The following is a 17,078-nucleotide window of genomic DNA, read 5'->3' as shown; positions in this document are numbered from 1 at the left end:
TGGAACTATTTTCGGCAAGCCGGATGCGTTGCATATTAATCGCCCGACGCTCTAAGTTGGCGATAGGGCATAGACAAACCGCGGACCACGGCAGCGAAGAGATCGCCTTCTTCCGCACGTCCATGAAAGTCGATTTTGTGGGGTTTGGGGCAGTCGCTCAACGCGCTGATCCGACAAGACAAGGTATCCCCATCGGCGGTGCACTGGCTCACGTAGGGTCGGACCGTGGAACTTAGAACATCCGCCAACCGAATTCCAGGCATTGATGTCTCATATCGACTTCAGCGCCCAGTCGACGATCTCGGCGCCGACCTTGGCAAACGCTCTGTCGAGCGCCTCGATGAAATCGCGGTTCTCCTGGCCGGAAACGGGCGCAGTTGCCGTGAAGACGCTCTGGGCGCGTACCGTGCCGTTGCGGTCGTTGAGAAGCTTTGCGGAGATTTCCACATTCGCTACGCGCGGGCTGGTCGCTGTCACTTCAAAGGCGCGAATATCGGTGACGACCTGATAGTCGATCGCAAGCCCCTGCCCCGGCTTGCCGACGCCGCCAAGGCGGCCGGAATTCTCGAAGGCCTCGACGAGCTTCGATTGAACGAGAGCCGGCAGGCGGTCGCCCCAGCGGGAATCGGCGAGATACTGGATCTCCGACGGCGAAACGCGCACGACGACCTGCTCGCTGTTCAGCAATTTCAGCGCCGTCGGCTCCGGCACCAGGATCTGGCGGTTGCGGGCGGCCGGACCCTGCCCGGAAGGCGTGATCGACAGGTCGAATGTATCGTTGTTCGCCTTGCTGCCGCAGCCGGTTACCAGCATGGCCACGAGCGGCAGCGCCGCGAGCAGAAACGGACGGCGGTCCGCACGTTGTCCCAGGAACTCCGAACCGGTCATCAAACCCCCATTCTCCGACATGAACGTCCCGCTTACCGCCGTGTCCTGCCGTCATATTGCTTTACTGTCTCGCCGCCGAAGATCAGCCGCTGCGGATTCTGGTCGAAATTGCTGATCGTCTGGTCGAGTGACTGCACGGTACGTCGAGCGTCGTTCACGAGCGTCTGGATATCCCTCAGACCGCTCGACGAGAAACGTGACAGATTGTCTGCTATCGGGCCAACGCGCGCATTGATGTTGTCGGCGACGGTGCGGAAGGATTCAAGCGTTCTGCGGGCCTCTACGAAAAGACCTTGTGAATCGTCGCTGGAAACGAGCCCATCGACCTTGGCCAGGATACCGTCTACGCGGCTGGAGGCCTCGTTCAGCTTTCTCGCCAGTTCCGTGAAGTCGCCAATGGCGCGGTTGATATCCTCGCGGCGCTCGGTGAAGCCATCCACCACATTGCGCGCCGAGCTGACGGTCTGCCGGGCATCCTCGGAGGCTGCGGTGATGTTGGCAATGGTCGTCTTGACCTGATCGGGATCGACGGAATTCATCACCGTATCGACCCGCTTGAGAACGTTCTGGGCCTGCACTCCGGCCTGTTCGAAGCTCGCGGCGGCATTCTTCACATTCGTCACGAGGTCTCCGAAATTGTCGGAAGCATTGGCGATGTTGCGGGTGGCGCGTTCGGTGTTGGAAACGACGGCGTTGATCTTTTCCGCGTCGATCGCGCTGACCAGTTTCTCGGCGGCTTCGAGCGTCGAATTCAGCGTTCCGGAGACGCTGTCGATCGTCACCGAGAGCGTCGAAAGGCTGTTCAAAAACTTGTCGATGCTGTCGGAGTTCTGGGCGAGCGACGACGTGAAGGTCTCGACGTTGCGGATGGTCTGGGTCAGCGGCCCGCGTGCATCCGCGGCAAACCCCTGAATATCGCCGATCGCTTCATCGGCGCGCTGGAGGATCTTGTCGGCGGTCGCAAGCAGGTTCGTCACGCTCGATTGTTCGGCAATCAGCACCGCCGGCCGGCCGGTCTCCAGCGATTTCTGGAGGATATTCTCCTCGCCCTTTGCGCCGCCGGAAAGTTCGATATAGGCGGCCCCCGTCAGCCCCTGCACTTCCAGCCTCGCCTGGGTTGACTGGTAGACCGGCGCGTCGGCCCTGACTTCCGTGAACGCGATCGAATAGCGCGGATCGTCCGGGTCGATCGTGAGGCCTCGCACGGAACCGACGGGAATGCCGTTGAAACGGACCGGCGAACCGACGGAAAGGCCGTTGGCCGAACCCGGGATGCGAATCGCCAGCTCGGCCGTCGGCCCGCCACGGCCGGATTGGGCCATCCAGTAGACAAACCCGAAAGCGGCTGCGATCACCAGAAGTGTAAAGAAACCGACAAGGGCGTAGTTGGCTCTGGTTTCCATGGATTACGTCTTCTCTACTTCTGCTGTCGGCTGCTTTTCGTGAGCCACGACCGACCGCGCCCGTTTGCCACGGAAATAGGACTGAACCCATGGATCGTCACAGGCAAACATATCCTCAAGTGTTCCTTCCACCAATACCCGTTTCTGGCCAAGGACGGCAATACGGTCGCAAACCGAAAAAAGGCTGTCCAGGTCATGTGTTACCATATAGACGGTCAAGCCCAGCGTATCGCGCAGCTTGGCGATGAGCGCGTCGAAATCGGCCGCACCGATCGGATCGAGGCCGGATGTCGGCTCATCGAGGAAGACGAGGTCCGGATCGAGCGCGAGCGCCCTCGCAAGCGCGGCACGCTTGATCATGCCGCCTGACAGTTCGGAGGGATATTTGTCTGCCGCATCCGGCGACAGGCCGACCATCTCGACCTTCAGATAGGCAAGCTCGTCCATCAGCGATTGCGGCAGGTCGAGATATTCGCGCATCGGAAGCTGGATGTTTTCCTTGACCGTCAGTGCCGAGAACAGAGCACCGTGCTGGAAAAGCACGCCGAGCCGCATGTCGACCAGCATGCGCTCCTCTTCCGAAGCATTGTCGTAATCGACACCGAGGATTTCGATCGTGCCGGACCGATGCGGCAGAAGGCCGAGCACCGTGCGCATCAGCACCGACTTGCCCGTCCCGGAAGCACCGACAAATCCCAGGATCTCACCGCGATAAACGTCGAGGTTCAGGTGATCGAGCACAAGCTGGCTGCCGAAGCCGACCGTTACGTCGCGCACCGAAAGCACGACCTGCCGGCCATCCGCATTGACCTCTCCCTCTTGCTTCACCGCTTCCAAACCCTTCTCCATCAGAAATCGATCGCGGAATAGAAGATGGCGAAAACTGCATCCATAAGGATGACGACGAAGATTGCCTTTACGACGGATGTCGTGACGTGCTGGCCGAGGGATTCGGCGCTGCCGCCGACCTTCATGCCCTCGACAGCCGCAACGATGCCGATCGACAGCGCCATGAACGGGGCCTTGATCATGCCGGATGCGACGGACGTGTGGTCGATCGCCTCGTGCAGGCGTGACAGATAGGTATCGAAGGTGATGCCGGAATAAGCCCAGGCAACGACCGCCGCTCCCGTAAGCGCGGCGAAGTTGGCAACAATGGTCAGGAGCGGCAGCGCGACCGTCAGCGCCACGAGGCGCGGGAAGATCAAGACGCCCACGGGGTTGAGGCCGATCACCGTCAGCGCGTCGATCTCCTCGCGCATCTTCATCGAGCCGATCTCGGCGGTGATCGCGCTTCCGGATCGGCCGGCGATCATGATTGCTGTCAGGAGCACACCGATCTCGCGCAGCTGCAGGATGCCGACGAGGTCTACGACGAAGATTTCGGCTCCGAAATAGCGGAGCTGGAAAGCGCCCTGCTGCGCGATGATTGCACCGATCAAAAACGACATCAGCACGATGATCGGCACGGCGCGCACGCCCATGCGGTCGATATGGGTGACTACGGAAGCGGGCGAGACGCCGGCGCCGCGGCCGAGCTTCATCTGCGCGCCGCGAACCGCGGAGCCGAGAATATGCATCGCCGCGTAGAAATCGCTGCCGAGTTCCGCCATGGCCTTGCCGGTCGGCGCAAAAAGGCGCTCGAAGAGCGTGCCCTTGTCGCCCTGGTCCGACGGCGGTGCCGGCGCCTTTTCCGGCAATACCCCGATCAGCTCGCGAATTGGTCCTTCACCGCCGATCAATACGGCTTCGCTGCCCTGCTCGCCCTTCGCCGTCATCAGCCGGCGGATCAGCCAGGCTCCGGCCGTGTCGATGCCGGCTATGCCGGAAAGGTCGATTTCCACCCTGCCCCGGCTCCGGACCTGCTCCAGATGTTGGAACTCCTTCAGCATCGACAGGATCGTCTGGCCGCGCCAGTCGCCGGACAGCAGGTAACGCTCACCGTCGCCGCCGGGCAGATCTTCGGCCTTGATTTCGGCAGACCTAAACGTCACAGGCTTCTTTCGTAACAGCGGCTAAAAAAGGTTTCATACGATACAGTTGATCGCATTTTTTGCGACGGGCAATATAGCCACCTCGTAAGTATTTGCCACAACGGGAAGCGTAAAACCATGAGCCGTCACCTCGAAGCCACAATCGAATCATTCCCGATCGCCGGCAAGTTCACAATCTCGCGCGGTTCCAAGACGGAAGCGGACGTCATCACCTGCATGATTCATGAAAATGGCCGTTCCGGCCGTGGAGAATGCGTGCCCTACAAGCGTTATGGCGAAACCGTGGAAGGGGTGATTGCCGATATCCGGTCCATCGCCGAGGCGATTCGCGACGGTTTGACGCGTGAAGAGTTGCAGGCGCGGATGAAGCCGGGGGCTGCCCGCAATGCGGTGGATTGCGCCCTCTGGGACCTCGAAGCCAAGCGGACCGGCCGGCGTGTCGCCGATATGATCGGCGCTTCGAATTCCAAGCCCTTCGTCACGGCCTTCACGCTTTCGCTCGGCGAACCGGAGGCCATGGCGGCCGAAGCGCGGAAGAATGCGAATCGCCCCCTCCTCAAGATCAAGCTGGGAACCGACAATGACGAGGTCCGCCTCCGCGCCGTCCGCGAGGCAGCGCCGGATTCCCGCATTATCGTCGATGCCAACGAGGGATGGACGGAGGACAATCTTACCCACCATATGGCGATTGCCGCCGAAACCAACGTGTCCCTGATCGAGCAGCCGCTCCCGGCCGGCAGGGACGCCGCACTCACCGGCATCCGTCATCTGGTCTCGGTCTGCGCCGACGAAAGCGTGCATGCGACCAAGGATTTGGAAAGCCTTCGCGACCGTTATGACGCGGTCAACATCAAGCTCGACAAGACCGGTGGTCTGACTGAAGCACTTGCCATGAAGGAGGAAGCGCAGCGTCTCGGATTTGCGGTGATGATCGGCTGCATGGTCGGATCCTCGCTTGCCATGGCACCGGCCGTCCTGCTCGCCCAGGATGCCGATTATGCCGATCTCGACGGTCCGCTGCTCTTGGCCCGCGACCGGCCGGGCGGATTGCGCTACGAGGGCTCGCTCGTGTATCCGCCGGAAGCCAGCCTCTGGGGCTGAAGCTTCGCCGCGAGCGCGATGATCGCAAGGCCGACAAGCGCCAGGACCGACATCGCAACATAGCTCGTCAATCCGAACTGCCGGTAGAGCATACCGGAGAGTAACGTCGAAAGTGCCAGAAAGACGCCGTTATAGAAGACATAGGCGCCCTGCATCGAGGTCTCCTGGTCTTCGCGCACGGTTTCCACCAGCCTGTGCTGCAGCCCGATATGCACGAAAGCGAAGGTGAAGGCGTGCGCGACCTGCAGCGCCATATAACCCCAAAAGCCCAGCGGCAACGGGAACAGCGTCCAGCGGACAACGGCAACCGCGCAGCCGATTCGCATCAGCGACCAGGGTGAAAGGCGTCTCGCAATCCGCCCGGCCGCAAACAAGACCAATATCTCGGAAAGAACCGCCGCACTCCACAGCACACCGATCGAACCGCTCGAGAGCCCGATCTGCTGCCAATGGATGGTGCCGAACGTATAGAACATTCCATGGCTGGCCTGAGCCACCGACGCGCCGATCATCAATACATGCAGATCGAACCGTCCGAGTGAGCTCGGCTGCAGAGCCTTGTCTGTTCCGGGTCGGATTGCCGCCCGCCCGAGCCTGGGTGCTGCGAAGGCGACGGCGACCGTCAGCAGGAAACCGATCACCATGGCCGAAGGTATGGCCTGAACGCCCCAGACGCCGCGCAACTCGCCGACGAGAAGGGTCGCGGCCACGAAACCAATGGAACCCCAGACGCGCATCGATCCGTATTGGAACCCCCAGCGGCGCACTCCGGTCACTGCGATCGATTCGACGATCGGCGGGTAAGGCGCAAACACAGCCGCCTGAATCCCGATGACCAGAAGGACCGACCAGAAGTCACGAACGAAGAACATGGCCAGGGCCGTCAACAACGACAGCGCGCCGGACCATGCAAGAATCAAAGTCCGCTCGCTCAGGCGGTCTGCGAAAACCCCCGATACCGGCGCTGCAAGCACGCGCAGGAGAAGCTGCATCGCCAATATGATGCCGATTTCGAATTCCGTGAAAGCCAGTGCGTCGAGCCAGACGGGCAGATAGGGCAAGATAATGCCATTGACCCCGAGCGGCGCTCCGTAGGCAAGGGCACAGCGCAGTTGGAATAACCGGGGCGCTGGAGGCGCCGTATGGGGAGGAATCACGACTTCACGGGCAGGTTGCTGAAATTTCCAGCTTACCTAACACAAGCGCCCCGACCCTGCCTATGGCCAGAAATAGCCATCTGATACGATCAGCCATCTACGGGCCGCTTCTCAAGCGGCCTGCATATCCTCGACCGACTGCGGCTTCGGCAAAGCCTTGATCTCGGCCGTGTTGCCGATCTTCTGCCACGAGATCATTTCGAGCGTGCCGTCGTGGTTCTCGGCAATCGCCGTGCAGCTTTCCACCCAGTCGCCGGTGTTGACGTAATGGATGCCCTCGATATCCTCCATCACCGCGTGATGGATATGGCCGCAGATGACGCCGTCGACATTGTTGCGGCGGGCTTCCTCGGCCACGACACGCTGGAACTCGCCGATGAAGTTGACCGCATGCTTGACCTGCAGCTTCGCCCAGGCGGAGAAGGACCAGTAGGGCATGCCGAGGCGGCGGCGGACGGCGGCAAGCACGACGTTGATGGCGATCGCCGCGTCATAGGCCCAGTCGCCGAGATAGGCGAGCAGACGGGCATTGCGTACGACCACGTCGAATTCGTCGCCGTGCAGGATCAGGTATTTCTTGCCGTCCGCCATTTCGTAGATCGCGCGTTCGGCCACTTCGATGCCGCCGAAGTGCATTCCCGGAAACGAACGCAGGAACTCATCGTGATTGCCGGGAATATAGACGATGCGGGCTCCCTTTCGCGCCTTGCGGAGGAGCTTCTGCACGACGTCATTGCAGCCTTGCGGCCAGTACCAGTTGCGCTTCAGGCGCCAGCCGTCAACGATATCGCCGACCAGAAAAAGCGTATCAGCTTCATGATAGCGCAGGAAATCGAGGAGAAAATCGGTTCGGGCGGCCTTGGAACCCAGATGCACGTCCGAGATGAAAAGCGTTCTGAAATGCCTTGTATCCACTTGACCGGTCACGAAGTCGTCCTTTCGCTGCCGCCTCTCGCGATTTCCAAAACCAGACTCGTGTTTCAGGATGATGACAAAACATGGAAAAGCCGCTCCTGCGGGCAGCCGAGCGTCATTCCAGCTCTCCTTCCGATTTCCGCCACGACCGCAAATTAGCTGCTGTTCCGTCGGGTCGATTGATGTAAGGAGGACTCTCTCCTTTCGATCCAGCCGAGACAGAACAAGACAAGCCAGGAGGAACCATGAACGCGCAAGAAAAACCGAAATCGTCCGCCATGCCAGCCAGCGGCGATCTCGATGAACAGGCGCTGTTCTTCCACCGCTATCCCCGCCCCGGCAAACTGGAGATCCAGGCGACCAAGCCGCTCGGCAACCAGCGCGACCTGGCGCTCGCCTATTCGCCCGGGGTGGCGGCACCCTGCCTTGCGATCCGCGACAATCCCGATATGGCGGCGGATTACACCGCCCGCGCCAATCTTGTCGCCGTTATCTCCAATGGTACTGCCGTACTCGGCCTCGGCAATATCGGACCGCTCGCCTCGAAGCCGGTGATGGAAGGGAAAGCCGTTCTCTTCAAGAAATTTGCGGGCATCGACGTCTTCGACATCGAAATCGACGCAGCGAGCATCGATGCCATGGTCTCGACCGTCTCGGCGCTGGAGCCGACCTTCGGCGGTATCAACCTCGAGGACATCAAGGCGCCGGAATGTTTCGAGGTGGAGCGTCGGCTTCGCGAAAAAATGAACATTCCGGTCTTCCATGACGACCAGCACGGTACCGCGATCATCGTCGCCGCCGCGATCCTCAACGGACTGGAGCTTGCCGGCAAGAATATCGCCGACGTGAAGATCGTCACGTCGGGCGCCGGTGCCGCGGCTCTCGCCTGTCTGCATCTCCTCGTCTCGCTCGGTGCAAGGAAGGAGAATATCTGGGTCCACGATATCGAGGGCCTCGTCTATGAAGGCCGCACCGAACTGATGGACGAATGGAAGGCGATCTATGCGCAGAAGAGTGACAAGCGCGTACTTGCCGACAGCATCGACGACGCCGATGTCTTCCTCGGGCTTTCCGCCGCGGGTGTGCTCAAACCGGAACTGCTCGCCCGCATGGCACCGAAGCCGCTGATCATGGCGCTTGCCAATCCGACTCCGGAAATCATGCCTGAGCTTGCGCGCGCAGCCCGCCCGGACGCGATGATCTGCACCGGCCGCTCGGATTTCCCGAACCAGGTCAACAACGTGCTGTGCTTCCCGTATATCTTCCGTGGGGCGCTCGATTGCGGCGCCCGGACGATCAACGAGGACATGAAGATGGCGGCGGTCAAGGCGATCGCAGCCCTCGCGCGCGAAGAAGTCTCCGACGTTGCCGCACGCGCCTATTCCGGCGATACGCCGGTCTTCGGTCCGGATTACCTGATCCCCTCGCCCTTCGATCCACGCCTCATCCTGCGCATCGCGCCGGCCGTCGCCAGAGCTGCCGCTGAAAGCGGCGTCGCGTCGAGGCCGATCCAAGATTTCGATGCCTATCTCGACCAGCTGAACCGTTTCGTCTGGCGCTCCGGCTTCGTGATGAAGCCGATCTTCAACGCCGCCAAGACGGCCGAAAGGAAGCGAGTCATCTTTGCCGAAGGCGAGGACGAACGCGTGCTGCGGGCAGCCCAGGTGCTCTTGGAGGAAAAGACGGCAACGCCGATCCTGATCGGCCGCCCGTCGGTGATCGAAGCCCGGCTCAAGCGTTTCGGCATCCGCATCCGCCCGAATGTCGATTTCGCCGTGGTCAATCCGGAAGACGATCCGCGCTACCGCGATTATGTTGACGATTATTTCGCCCTGGTCGGCCGCAAGGGCATCAACCCGGAAAGCGCCCGCACCATCGTGCGCACCAACAATACGGTGATCGGTTTATTGTCGGTGAAACGCGGCGAAGCCGATGCGCTGATCTGTGGCGTCGAGGGCGGTTATGACCGGCACCTGAAGGACGTCGACCAGATCATCGGCCGGCGTCCGGGCGTCTGCGCCTTCTCGGGGCTCAGCCTCGTGATCTCTCAGCGCGGCGCGCTCTTCCTCGCCGATACGTTCGTCAACTACAATCCGTCGGCGCAGGAGATCGCCGAGATCACCATCCTGGCGGCCGAGGAAGTCCGCCGCTTCGGCATCCTCCCGAAGGCAGCGCTGATCTGCCATTCGAACTTCGGCTCACGGGATTCCGAAAGCGCCCAGAAGATGCGCAGTGCCCTGAAGCTGGTGCGCGAACAGGCTCCTGGCCTGGAAGTGGACGGCGAAATGCAGGCCGGTTCGGCGCTTTCCGAAACGGTGCGCAAGCGTGCTATGCCGAACAGTTCACTGACTGGTGACGCCAACCTGCTGATCTTCCCGAACCTCGATGCGGCGAACATCTCGCTCGGCGTCGTGCGGAACATGACCGACGCGCTGCATGTCGGCCCGGTCCTGCTCGGCGCCGCCATGCCGGTGCATATCCTGTCGCCCTCGGTCACCTCGCGCGGCGTCGTGAACATGGCTGCGCTCGCGGTGGTGGAAGCATCGCAACCCAATCTGGAGATTCAACTTTAAATTTTATATATAACCATATGATAATTAAATAATAATCGTTGGGCAGCCGATTTTATGATATTATCAACCGGCTTGCTCCATGATGCGATCATGTGATTGGAGAGAGCCGGACAACACCTCATGCGCCTTTGCGGCCTGATGATCGCCCCGCTGCTGCTTGTTCCCGCCGTGGCCTCCGCGCGGGATATCGCGACCTGTGCAGCCCTTTATCGGCAGCTCAACAACGCACCGCAGATCATCGGCAACACGGCCGAGATACGGCGCTATGCGCGGGAACTCAGCGACCAGAACAGCGAAATCCGCGGGCTCAGGATCGAGATGCGCCGGGCGGGCTGCGGCACGGGCAGTGTCGTTGTCCTCGGCGGCCCGAAGGGCGAAGTCTGCGATCAGATGCGGCAGACGCTCGATGCCATGGAGCAAAGCCGCGACGCGCTTGTTGCGGAAAGAGACAATGCCCGGCAACTGGTTCGCTCCTCCGGCGAGCGCGGTGCGATCCTGGCTGCAATCCGCTCCAACAACTGCATTCCTTCCGATATGGAAGAGGACCGCAAGGAGAGAATGAAGCTGCAGGGTATCGAGTTGCCGAAGGAGGAGCCCTACTCCGGCATCATCGATCTGCGTGTCAAACAGCCGCAGGCGGCTGCCGCCCAGCCGAACCTGCCGGGGCCGGAACGTCCCTACGATCCGAACAAGAAGGTACGTATGGTCGGACCGACATTCCTGCCTGAGGAAAGTATAGACCTCGCCCATCCGAAATCCAGCGGGCCGCAGCCGCAGCAGTAGCCGTCAGCACTCGCCCCATCGATCGGTGAAAACCAGATCTTCGAGCGGTAGCCGCTCGCGCCAGCCCTTCACCGCCAGTTCCGGCTCCCGATAAAGCTGATCGACGTAGCCGACGCACAGCCAGGCGACGATCCTGATCCTTTCGGGGATGCCGAGCAGCGCGCGCAGATCCTCCTCATGAAAGATGCTCACCCAGCCGACGCCGACCCCTTCGGCGCGGGCGGCAAGCCACAGGTTCTGCACGGCGCAGACGGTCGAATAGACGTCCATGCGCGGATTATGGGTACGGCCGATGACGACCGGCCCGGCGCGATCCGGATCGCAGGTCACGCAGATCGACAGCGGCGCCTTGCGGATGCCTTCGAGCTTCAGGCTTCGGTATATGTCGCGGCGCTCCTCCGGAAACATTTCCGCCGCCTCATCATTGGCTCGCGAAAAGGCACTCCATGCCGCCTGGCGTATCTCGGGATCCCGCACGAGGATGAAATTCCATGGCTGCATGAACCCCACCGAGGGCGCCGAATGTGCGGCGCCGAGCAGCCGCATCACGAGGTCGTCCGGAAGCGGGTCCGGCAGAAACTGGTCGCGCACGTCGCGGCGGGTTTCGATCACGCGATAGACCGCAGCGCGGTCGCGTTCCGGAAATTCGCCTGCAGATATCAAGGCATGCGCAAAAGGATCGGGTTGCATCGTCTATCCCCAACAATGCTGACGCCGCCTGCGCGAACGCGCAGGAGCATCAAGAAACCTCGCCGCCGTCCGCGCGGTTCGATCTATCTTGCCAGGCCGGTCTTCTGACTTGGCTTCATCCGCCCCTGCCGCCGCCTTCCCGGAAATTCCAGTGGCTTTCGAATTGCGGCCAAGCGTCCGCCTCACAGCGTTGGGCACGTTCCGGTTTCCCACCGGATTCCCGATTCTCCTGCGCAAGGCAGGCACCTGACGGAGGCGTTATGCCAAGCCATGATCAGCGTTTCAAGTGGAGCCGCCCGATCTTCCCGTCTCACCCGGTCAAATGATCGGTCACCTATCGGTCCCGGAACCGGTTGGTGATCGGATAACGCCGATCGCGGCCGAAATTCTTCCTGGTGATCTTGACGCCTGGCGCCGATTGCCGCCGCTTGTATTCGGCCAGATAAAGCAGATGCTCGATGCGGTGGACGGTCGTGATGTCGTGGCCGCGCGAGACGATCTCCTCCGTGCCCATTTCCATCTCCACCAGGCATTCGAGAATGTCGTCGAGGACGGGATAAGACGGCAACGAATCCTGGTCCGTCTGATCAGGCCTGAGTTCCGCCGACGGCGCCTTGGAGAGGATATTCTTCGGGATCACTGCGCCCGACGGTCCAAGCGCATCCGGCGGCAGGTGCTGGTTGCGCCAGGCAGCAAGCGCATAAACCTGCATCTTGTAGAGATCCTTGATCGGATTGAAGCCGCCGTTCATGTCGCCGTAGAGCGTCGCGTAACCCACCGACATTTCCGACTTGTTGCCGGTCGTCACCACCATCGAACCGAACTTGTTGGAGATCGCCATGAGAATGGTGCCGCGCGCCCGGCTCTGCAGGTTCTCTTCGGTAACGCCCTCGTCCGTGCCATCGAAAAGCTCCGAGAGCGCCGACGAAAAACCCTCGACGGGCTCGGCGATCGGCACAATATCGTAGCGGCAGCCGAGCGCACGGGCGCAATCGGCGGCATCCTTCAGCGACTCCTCGGAGGTGTAGCGGTAAGGCAGCATCACGCTGCGCACCCGCTCCGCACCCAGTGCATCGACGGCGATGGCCGCGCACAATGCCGAGTCGATGCCGCCGGACAGGCCGAGGATCACGGATTTGAAGCCGTTCTTGTTGACATAATCGCGGAAGCCGAGCAGGCAGGCGCGGTAATCCGCTTCCTCCTTTTCCGGGATGCGCGCCATCGGCCCATCGGTGCAGCGCCAGGTATCGTGGACCCTGTTCCATTCCGTCACCGTCACCGCCGGTTGGAATTGGTCCATCTGGAAGGCAAGTGTCTTGTCCGCATTGAAGGCAAAACTCGCGCCGTCGAAGACCAGTTCGTCCTGGCCGCCGACTTGCGCAGCATAGATCATCGGCAGGCCGGTCTCGATGACCTGTTTCAGCACCACCTGATGGCGGATATCCATCTTGCCGCGATAATAGGGCGAGCCGTTCGGCACGAGCAGGATCTCCGCGCCGCTTTCCGACAAAGTCTCGCAGACGCCGAGTTCACCCCAGATATCCTCGCAGATCGGAACGCCGAGCCTGACGCCGCGGAAATTCACCGGCCCCGGCATTTCGCCGGCAATGAAGACGCGCTTTTCATCGAACTCGCCGTAGTTCGGCAAGTCCACCTTGTCGCGGATGGCTATCACCCTGCCGCCATCGAGCACGGCGATCGAATTGTGCCGGCCCTCCCTGCCCTGGCGTGGAAAGCCGATGACGACGCCCGGCCCGCCGTCGGCCGTATCGGCCGCAAGCTGTTCGACGGCATCCAGGCAGGTTTTCAGAAAGGCCGGCTTCACCACGAGGTCCTCCGGAGGATAACCGGCAATAAAGAGTTCGGTGAAGAGAACAAGGTCGGCCCCGTTGCGGGCGGCGTCCCGACGTGCTTCACGGGCGAGCGCCAGATTGCCGACGACATCGCCGACGGTCGGATTGAGCTGGGCTATGGCGATGCGGAGGGTCTGGCTGATGTCCTGGGTCATGGTCAGGATTTAGCGCCGGCCGAAGATGGCGGCAACGTGCTCCAGGGAAAATTTTTATGACGTTTCAAGCAGATGTGGGCCTACCGCCGGGATGATGGGGTACGCCATCCTCGGGAATGTCGTAAAAATCCCCCTTATCGGCGCAATAGATGTGTTCACCCATGACAAGCCCGCTCGGCTGATCGAATGCACCGGCCATGATCGAAATCTGATCCACCCCGTCGGCCTGCCAGAAAAGCGCGGATCCGCATGTGGAGCAGAAACCGCGCCGGGCCATGTCGCTCGCGCGGTACCAGGAGAGCGTCTCCTCCCCTTGAATGCGAAGGTTCTGAGGCCGCACGGCGGTTGCGACATAGAAGAGCCCGGTCTGCCTGCGGCATTGCGAGCAATGGCAGGCCGTCGCCGTCCGCAGGGCCCCCGTCGTCTCAAACCGGATGGAACCGCATAGACACCGGCCGCTGTTCGTCTGCTCCACGGGAGCCTCCATTCGAATATGCCCGAATGCAATGTCGCGGGCATGATAGCGCAGGTCAAATCGATTTCGCTTATCCTTATTGTGAGCTGCAGCCATGAGATAACGAAAAGGCCGGCATCGCTGCCGGCCTATCGTTGTCTCGACATGAAAAATGTCAGCCGTTGACGGCCATGCGCTTCTCGTCGCGGCCGCTTTTCATCCGCTCGGCGAGCAGGAAGGCCAGTTCCAGCGCCTGATCGGCATTGAGGCGCGGATCGCAATGGGTGTGGTAGCGGTCCTGCAGGTCGCCGGCCGTCACCGCGCGGGCGCCGCCGGTGCACTCCGTCACGTCCTTGCCGGTCATCTCGACATGGATGCCGCCGGGATGCGTGCCTTCGGCGCGGTGAATCTGGAAGAAGCTTTCCACTTCCGACAGAATACGGTCGAAGGGCCGCGTCTTGTAGCTGTTGAGCGTGATCGTATTGCCGTGCATCGGGTCGCAGGACCAGACGACCTTCTTGCCCTCGCGCTCGACGGCGCGGATCAGCTTCGGCAGGGAGTCGGCGACCTTGTCGTGGCCGAAGCGGCAGATCAGCGTCAGGCGGCCAGGCTCATTGGCCGGGTTCAAGGCATCGATCAGCTCGATCAGATTGTCGGCCTGCAGCGACGGGCCGCATTTCAAACCGATCGGATTCTTGATTCCGCGGAAATATTCCACATGCGCGTGGTCGAGCTGGCGGGTACGGTCGCCGATCCACAGCATGTGGCCGGAGGTCGCGTACCAGTCGCCCGAGGTGGAGTCGATGCGGGTGAAGGCCTCTTCGTAACCGAGCAGCAGCGCTTCATGACTGGTGAAGAAGTCGGTCTCGCGCAGGCTGGGCTGGTTTTCGGAGGTGATACCGATCGCCTTCATGAAATCCATGGTCTCGCTGATGCGGTCGGCAAGCTTGCGATAGCGCTCGCCCTGCGGGCTATCCTTCACGAAGCCCAGCATCCACTTGTGCACGTTTTCCAGGTTGGCATAGCCACCCATCGCGAAGGCGCGCAGCAGGTTGAGGGTCGCCGCCGATTGACGGTAGGCCATCATCTGGCGCTCCGGATCCGGCGCGCGGGCCGTCTCGGTGAATTCCGTGCCGTTGACGATGTCGCCGCGATAGGTGAGCAGCGTCTTGCCATCCTGCGTCTCGTGGGAATTGCTGCGCGGCTTGGCGAACTGGCCGGCGATACGTCCGACCTTGACCACCGGAAGCTGAGCTCCATAGGTCAGCACGACGGCCATCTGCAGGAACGAACGGAAGAAGTCGCGGATATTGTCGGCGCCATGCTCCACGAAGCTTTCGGCGCAATCGCCCCCCTGCAGCAGGAAGGCATCGCCTTCCGCCACCTTGGCGAGTTGGCTCTTCAGGCGACGGGCCTCGCCGGCAAAAACGAGCGGCGGAAAGGTCGCGAGCTGAGCTTCCGTCGCGGCCAGCGCGGCCTGGTCCGGATAGTCCGGCACCTGCTGGATCGGTTTTTTCCGCCAACTGCTCGGGGTCCAATTCTGTGCCATCTCACTCACCTGTTTTCACCACGGCGATCGCCTGCCGGGCAGCCTTTCTCGAAATAGACGCGGCTTATAAACCTTAACGGAGCCCTTGCATAGCCGCCTTTCCGGCATTGATGCAGCCATGTTTCACCGTTTCCGGCGTCGCCGTCAGTAGGGCTGTCCGCCGCGAGTGCGTCAGATGCGCTCGCCGTTCCGGACGCGATAGCTCGGGTTATACATGGTGACGAATTCCTCCGCCGCCGTCGGATGGACAGCCATGGTGCGGTCGAAATCGTCCTTGGTGACGCCCGCCTTCAGCGAGATGCCGAGAAGCTGCGCCATCTCGCCCGCATCGTGGCCGAGCACGTGAGCGCCCACCACCTTGCGGCTTGCCGCATCAACGACCAGCTTCATGATCATCTTTTCCGCGCGGCCCGACAGCGTCGCCTTCATCGGCCGGAATTCGGCGCGGTAGATTTCGAGCTCCGGATAGCGTTTTGCCGCCTCTTCCTCCGAGAGGCCCACCGTGCCGATCTCCGGCTGCGAGAAGACCGCGGTCGGGATCAGTTCATGATCCGGGGCCGTCGGATTGTCCTTATAGACGGTTTCGATGAAGCACATCGCCTCATGGATCGCCACCGGCGTCAGCTGCACCCGATCGGTGACATCGCCGAGCGCATAGATATGCGGCACGCTGGTGCGGGAATATTTGTCGACGACGATCGCGCCGCGTTCGTTCACGTCGACGCCTGCTGCTTCAAGGCCCAAACCGTCTGTGTTCGGGTCACGGCCAAGCGCCAGCATCACCGTATCGACGGCTATGGTCTCACCGCACATCGTCTTGGCGACCAGTCCGCCAGCCGGCGCCCTGGTCACGTCCTCGATCACGTCGGTCAAGATGATGCGGATGCCCTTCTCCACCATCGCCTTGTGGAGGCCCTGGCGCATGTCGTGGTCGAAGCGCGAGAGAATTTCCTTGCCGCGGTAGATCAGCGTCGTATCGACGCCAAGGCCGTGGAAGATGTTGGCGAATTCGACCGCGATATAGCCGCCGCCTGCGATCAGGATCGAACGCGGCAGTTCCGGCAGGTGGAAAGCTTCGTTGGAGGAGATGCAGAGTTCGTGACCCGGCAGGGCCACGTGAGGGTTAGGAGCGCCGCCGGTCGCGATGACGATCTTCTCCGCCGTCACGGTCTTGCCGGTTTTCGTGAGCCGGATCGTATGGGCGTCGACCAGTTCGGCACGGGTTTCGAGGATTTCGGCGCCGTTGTTCTCCAGACCTTTCCGGTAGAGGCCTTCGAGGCGGGTGATCTCCTTGTCCTTGGCGGCGATCAGCTTCTTCCAGTCGAACGTACTTTCACCGACCTGCCAGCCATAACCTGCGGCATCTTCGAAATGCTCGGCGTATTGGGAGGCATAGACGAACAGTTTCTTCGGCACACAGCCGCGGATGACGCAAGTTCCGCCGAAGCGGTATTCCTCCGCGATCGCCACCCGCTTGCCGAGAGAGGCGGCGACACGGCCCGCCCTCACCCCGCCGGATCCGCCACCAATCACGAAGAGATCATAGTCATAGGCGGCCATCAA

At 61.5% G+C, this 17,078-nt stretch carries 14 protein-coding genes and 1 riboswitch; of the genes, 3 read left to right on the top strand and 11 right to left on the bottom strand.

All coding sequences use genetic code 11. From position 1 onward, the window contains the following. Positions 1-270 precede the first annotated feature (270 nt). Genes JL39_RS21125 through JL39_RS21110 form a run of 4 tightly spaced genes read right to left on the bottom strand, consistent with a single transcriptional unit; the run spans position 271 to position 4,249 of the window. A complete protein-coding gene (locus JL39_RS21125; RefSeq protein WP_037155334.1) occupies positions 271-888 on the bottom strand; it encodes an ABC-type transport auxiliary lipoprotein family protein in 618 nt (205 codons plus the stop codon). A 32-nt stretch (positions 889-920) separates the two neighbouring features. Then, positions 921-2,291: an MlaD family protein gene (locus tag JL39_RS21120; protein ID WP_037155331.1), complete on the bottom strand. Its 1,371-nt coding sequence runs from the start codon at positions 2,289-2,291 to the stop codon at positions 921-923. A 3-nt stretch (positions 2,292-2,294) separates the two neighbouring features. Then, positions 2,295-3,140, bottom strand: a complete 846-nt coding sequence (locus tag JL39_RS21115; RefSeq protein ID WP_037155328.1) for an ABC transporter ATP-binding protein — start codon at positions 3,138-3,140, stop codon at positions 2,295-2,297. Beyond that, a complete protein-coding gene (locus JL39_RS21110) occupies positions 3,140-4,249 on the bottom strand; it encodes an ABC transporter permease (protein ID WP_152601214.1) in 1,110 nt (369 codons plus the stop codon). Before JL39_RS21110 ends, JL39_RS21115 begins: the two co-directional genes overlap by 1 nt. 153 nt (positions 4,250-4,402) lie before the next feature. Between JL39_RS21110 and dgcA the strand changes: the two genes are divergently transcribed. Further along, entirely contained in the window at positions 4,403-5,386 is a 984-nt protein-coding gene (gene dgcA / locus JL39_RS21105; RefSeq protein WP_037155321.1) for an N-acetyl-D-Glu racemase DgcA, read from the top strand. Here the strand turns inward: dgcA and JL39_RS21100 are convergent. Together JL39_RS21100 and JL39_RS21095 are read right to left on the bottom strand one after the other, a co-directional pair. Next, positions 5,338-6,543, bottom strand: coding sequence for an MFS transporter (locus JL39_RS21100; RefSeq protein WP_152601210.1), 1,206 nt, complete (start codon positions 6,541-6,543; stop codon positions 5,338-5,340). The genes dgcA and JL39_RS21100 overlap by 49 nt on opposite strands. 111 nt (positions 6,544-6,654) lie before the next feature. Continuing rightward, on the bottom strand, positions 6,655-7,470 hold the full coding sequence (locus JL39_RS21095; protein WP_037155318.1) for a UDP-2,3-diacylglucosamine diphosphatase: 816 nt from the start codon (positions 7,468-7,470) through the stop codon (positions 6,655-6,657). Between the two features lie 233 nt (positions 7,471-7,703). On the opposite strand from JL39_RS21095, the gene JL39_RS21090 reads away from it, so the two are divergent. Continuing rightward, a complete protein-coding gene (locus tag JL39_RS21090; protein ID WP_037155315.1) occupies positions 7,704-10,031 on the top strand; it encodes an NADP-dependent malic enzyme in 2,328 nt (775 codons plus the stop codon). Positions 10,032-10,151: 120 nt separating this feature from the next. Beyond that, positions 10,152-10,814, top strand: coding sequence for a hypothetical protein (locus JL39_RS21085; RefSeq protein WP_037155312.1), 663 nt, complete (start codon positions 10,152-10,154; stop codon positions 10,812-10,814). Positions 10,815-10,817: 3 nt separating this feature from the next. Here the strand turns inward: JL39_RS21085 and bluB are convergent, their stop codons facing one another. The 5 genes from bluB to gor all read right to left on the bottom strand — a co-directional run bounded on the left by bluB (position 10,818) and on the right by gor (position 17,075). After that, the gene (gene bluB / locus JL39_RS21080; RefSeq protein WP_037155308.1) at positions 10,818-11,504 is read right to left on the bottom strand and encodes a 5,6-dimethylbenzimidazole synthase; all 687 of its coding nucleotides are present in this window, start codon (positions 11,502-11,504) and stop codon (positions 10,818-10,820) included. Between the two features lie 76 nt (positions 11,505-11,580). After that, positions 11,581-11,769: riboswitch (cobalamin riboswitch) on the bottom strand. Positions 11,770-11,838: 69 nt separating this feature from the next. Continuing rightward, entirely contained in the window at positions 11,839-13,512 is a 1,674-nt protein-coding gene (locus tag JL39_RS21075; RefSeq protein ID WP_037155305.1) for an NAD+ synthase, read from the bottom strand. 64 nt (positions 13,513-13,576) lie between these two features. Further along, positions 13,577-13,987 (bottom strand): GFA family protein, encoded by a 411-nt coding sequence (locus tag JL39_RS21070; protein ID WP_152601209.1) that lies wholly within the window; start codon positions 13,985-13,987, stop codon positions 13,577-13,579. A gap of 154 nt (positions 13,988-14,141) precedes the next feature. Continuing rightward, a complete protein-coding gene (locus JL39_RS21065; RefSeq protein ID WP_037155298.1) occupies positions 14,142-15,515 on the bottom strand; it encodes a 3-deoxy-7-phosphoheptulonate synthase class II in 1,374 nt (457 codons plus the stop codon). Positions 15,516-15,686: 171 nt separating this feature from the next. Beyond that, complete coding sequence (gor, locus tag JL39_RS21060; RefSeq protein ID WP_037155295.1) at positions 15,687-17,075, bottom strand: glutathione-disulfide reductase; 1,389 nt, start codon at positions 17,073-17,075, stop codon at positions 15,687-15,689. Positions 17,076-17,078: the final 3 nt, after the last annotated feature.

The sequence above is a fragment of the Rhizobium sp. YS-1r genome (assembly GCF_000757525.1).
GTDB classification, from domain to species: Bacteria; Pseudomonadota; Alphaproteobacteria; order Rhizobiales; family Rhizobiaceae; genus Neorhizobium; species Neorhizobium petrolearium.
Note: the sequence above shows the minus strand (reverse complement) of the source record. Positions and strands in the feature narration are given on the sequence as shown.

What these genes read in the sequence shown, in the direction of transcription:
- JL39_RS21065 (WP_037155298.1), bottom strand. Translation starts at nt 15,515, where the DNA reads ATGGCACAGAATTGGACCCCGAGCAGTTGGCGGAAAAAACCGATCCAG.
- JL39_RS21075 (WP_037155305.1), bottom strand. Translation starts at nt 13,512, where the DNA reads ATGACCCAGGACATCAGCCAGACCCTCCGCATCGCCATAGCCCAGCTC.
- JL39_RS21085 (WP_037155312.1), top strand. Translation starts at nt 10,152, where the DNA reads ATGCGCCTTTGCGGCCTGATGATCGCCCCGCTGCTGCTTGTTCCCGCC.
- JL39_RS21125 (WP_037155334.1), bottom strand. Translation starts at nt 888, where the DNA reads ATGACCGGTTCGGAGTTCCTGGGACAACGTGCGGACCGCCGTCCGTTT.
- JL39_RS21120 (WP_037155331.1), bottom strand. Translation starts at nt 2,291, where the DNA reads ATGGAAACCAGAGCCAACTACGCCCTTGTCGGTTTCTTTACACTTCTG.
- dgcA (WP_037155321.1), top strand. Translation starts at nt 4,403, where the DNA reads ATGAGCCGTCACCTCGAAGCCACAATCGAATCATTCCCGATCGCCGGC.
- JL39_RS21115 (WP_037155328.1), bottom strand. Translation starts at nt 3,140, where the DNA reads ATGGAGAAGGGTTTGGAAGCGGTGAAGCAAGAGGGAGAGGTCAATGCG.
- gor (WP_037155295.1), bottom strand. Translation starts at nt 17,075, where the DNA reads ATGGCCGCCTATGACTATGATCTCTTCGTGATTGGTGGCGGATCCGGC.
- bluB (WP_037155308.1), bottom strand. Translation starts at nt 11,504, where the DNA reads ATGCAACCCGATCCTTTTGCGCATGCCTTGATATCTGCAGGCGAATTT.
- JL39_RS21090 (WP_037155315.1), top strand. Translation starts at nt 7,704, where the DNA reads ATGAACGCGCAAGAAAAACCGAAATCGTCCGCCATGCCAGCCAGCGGC.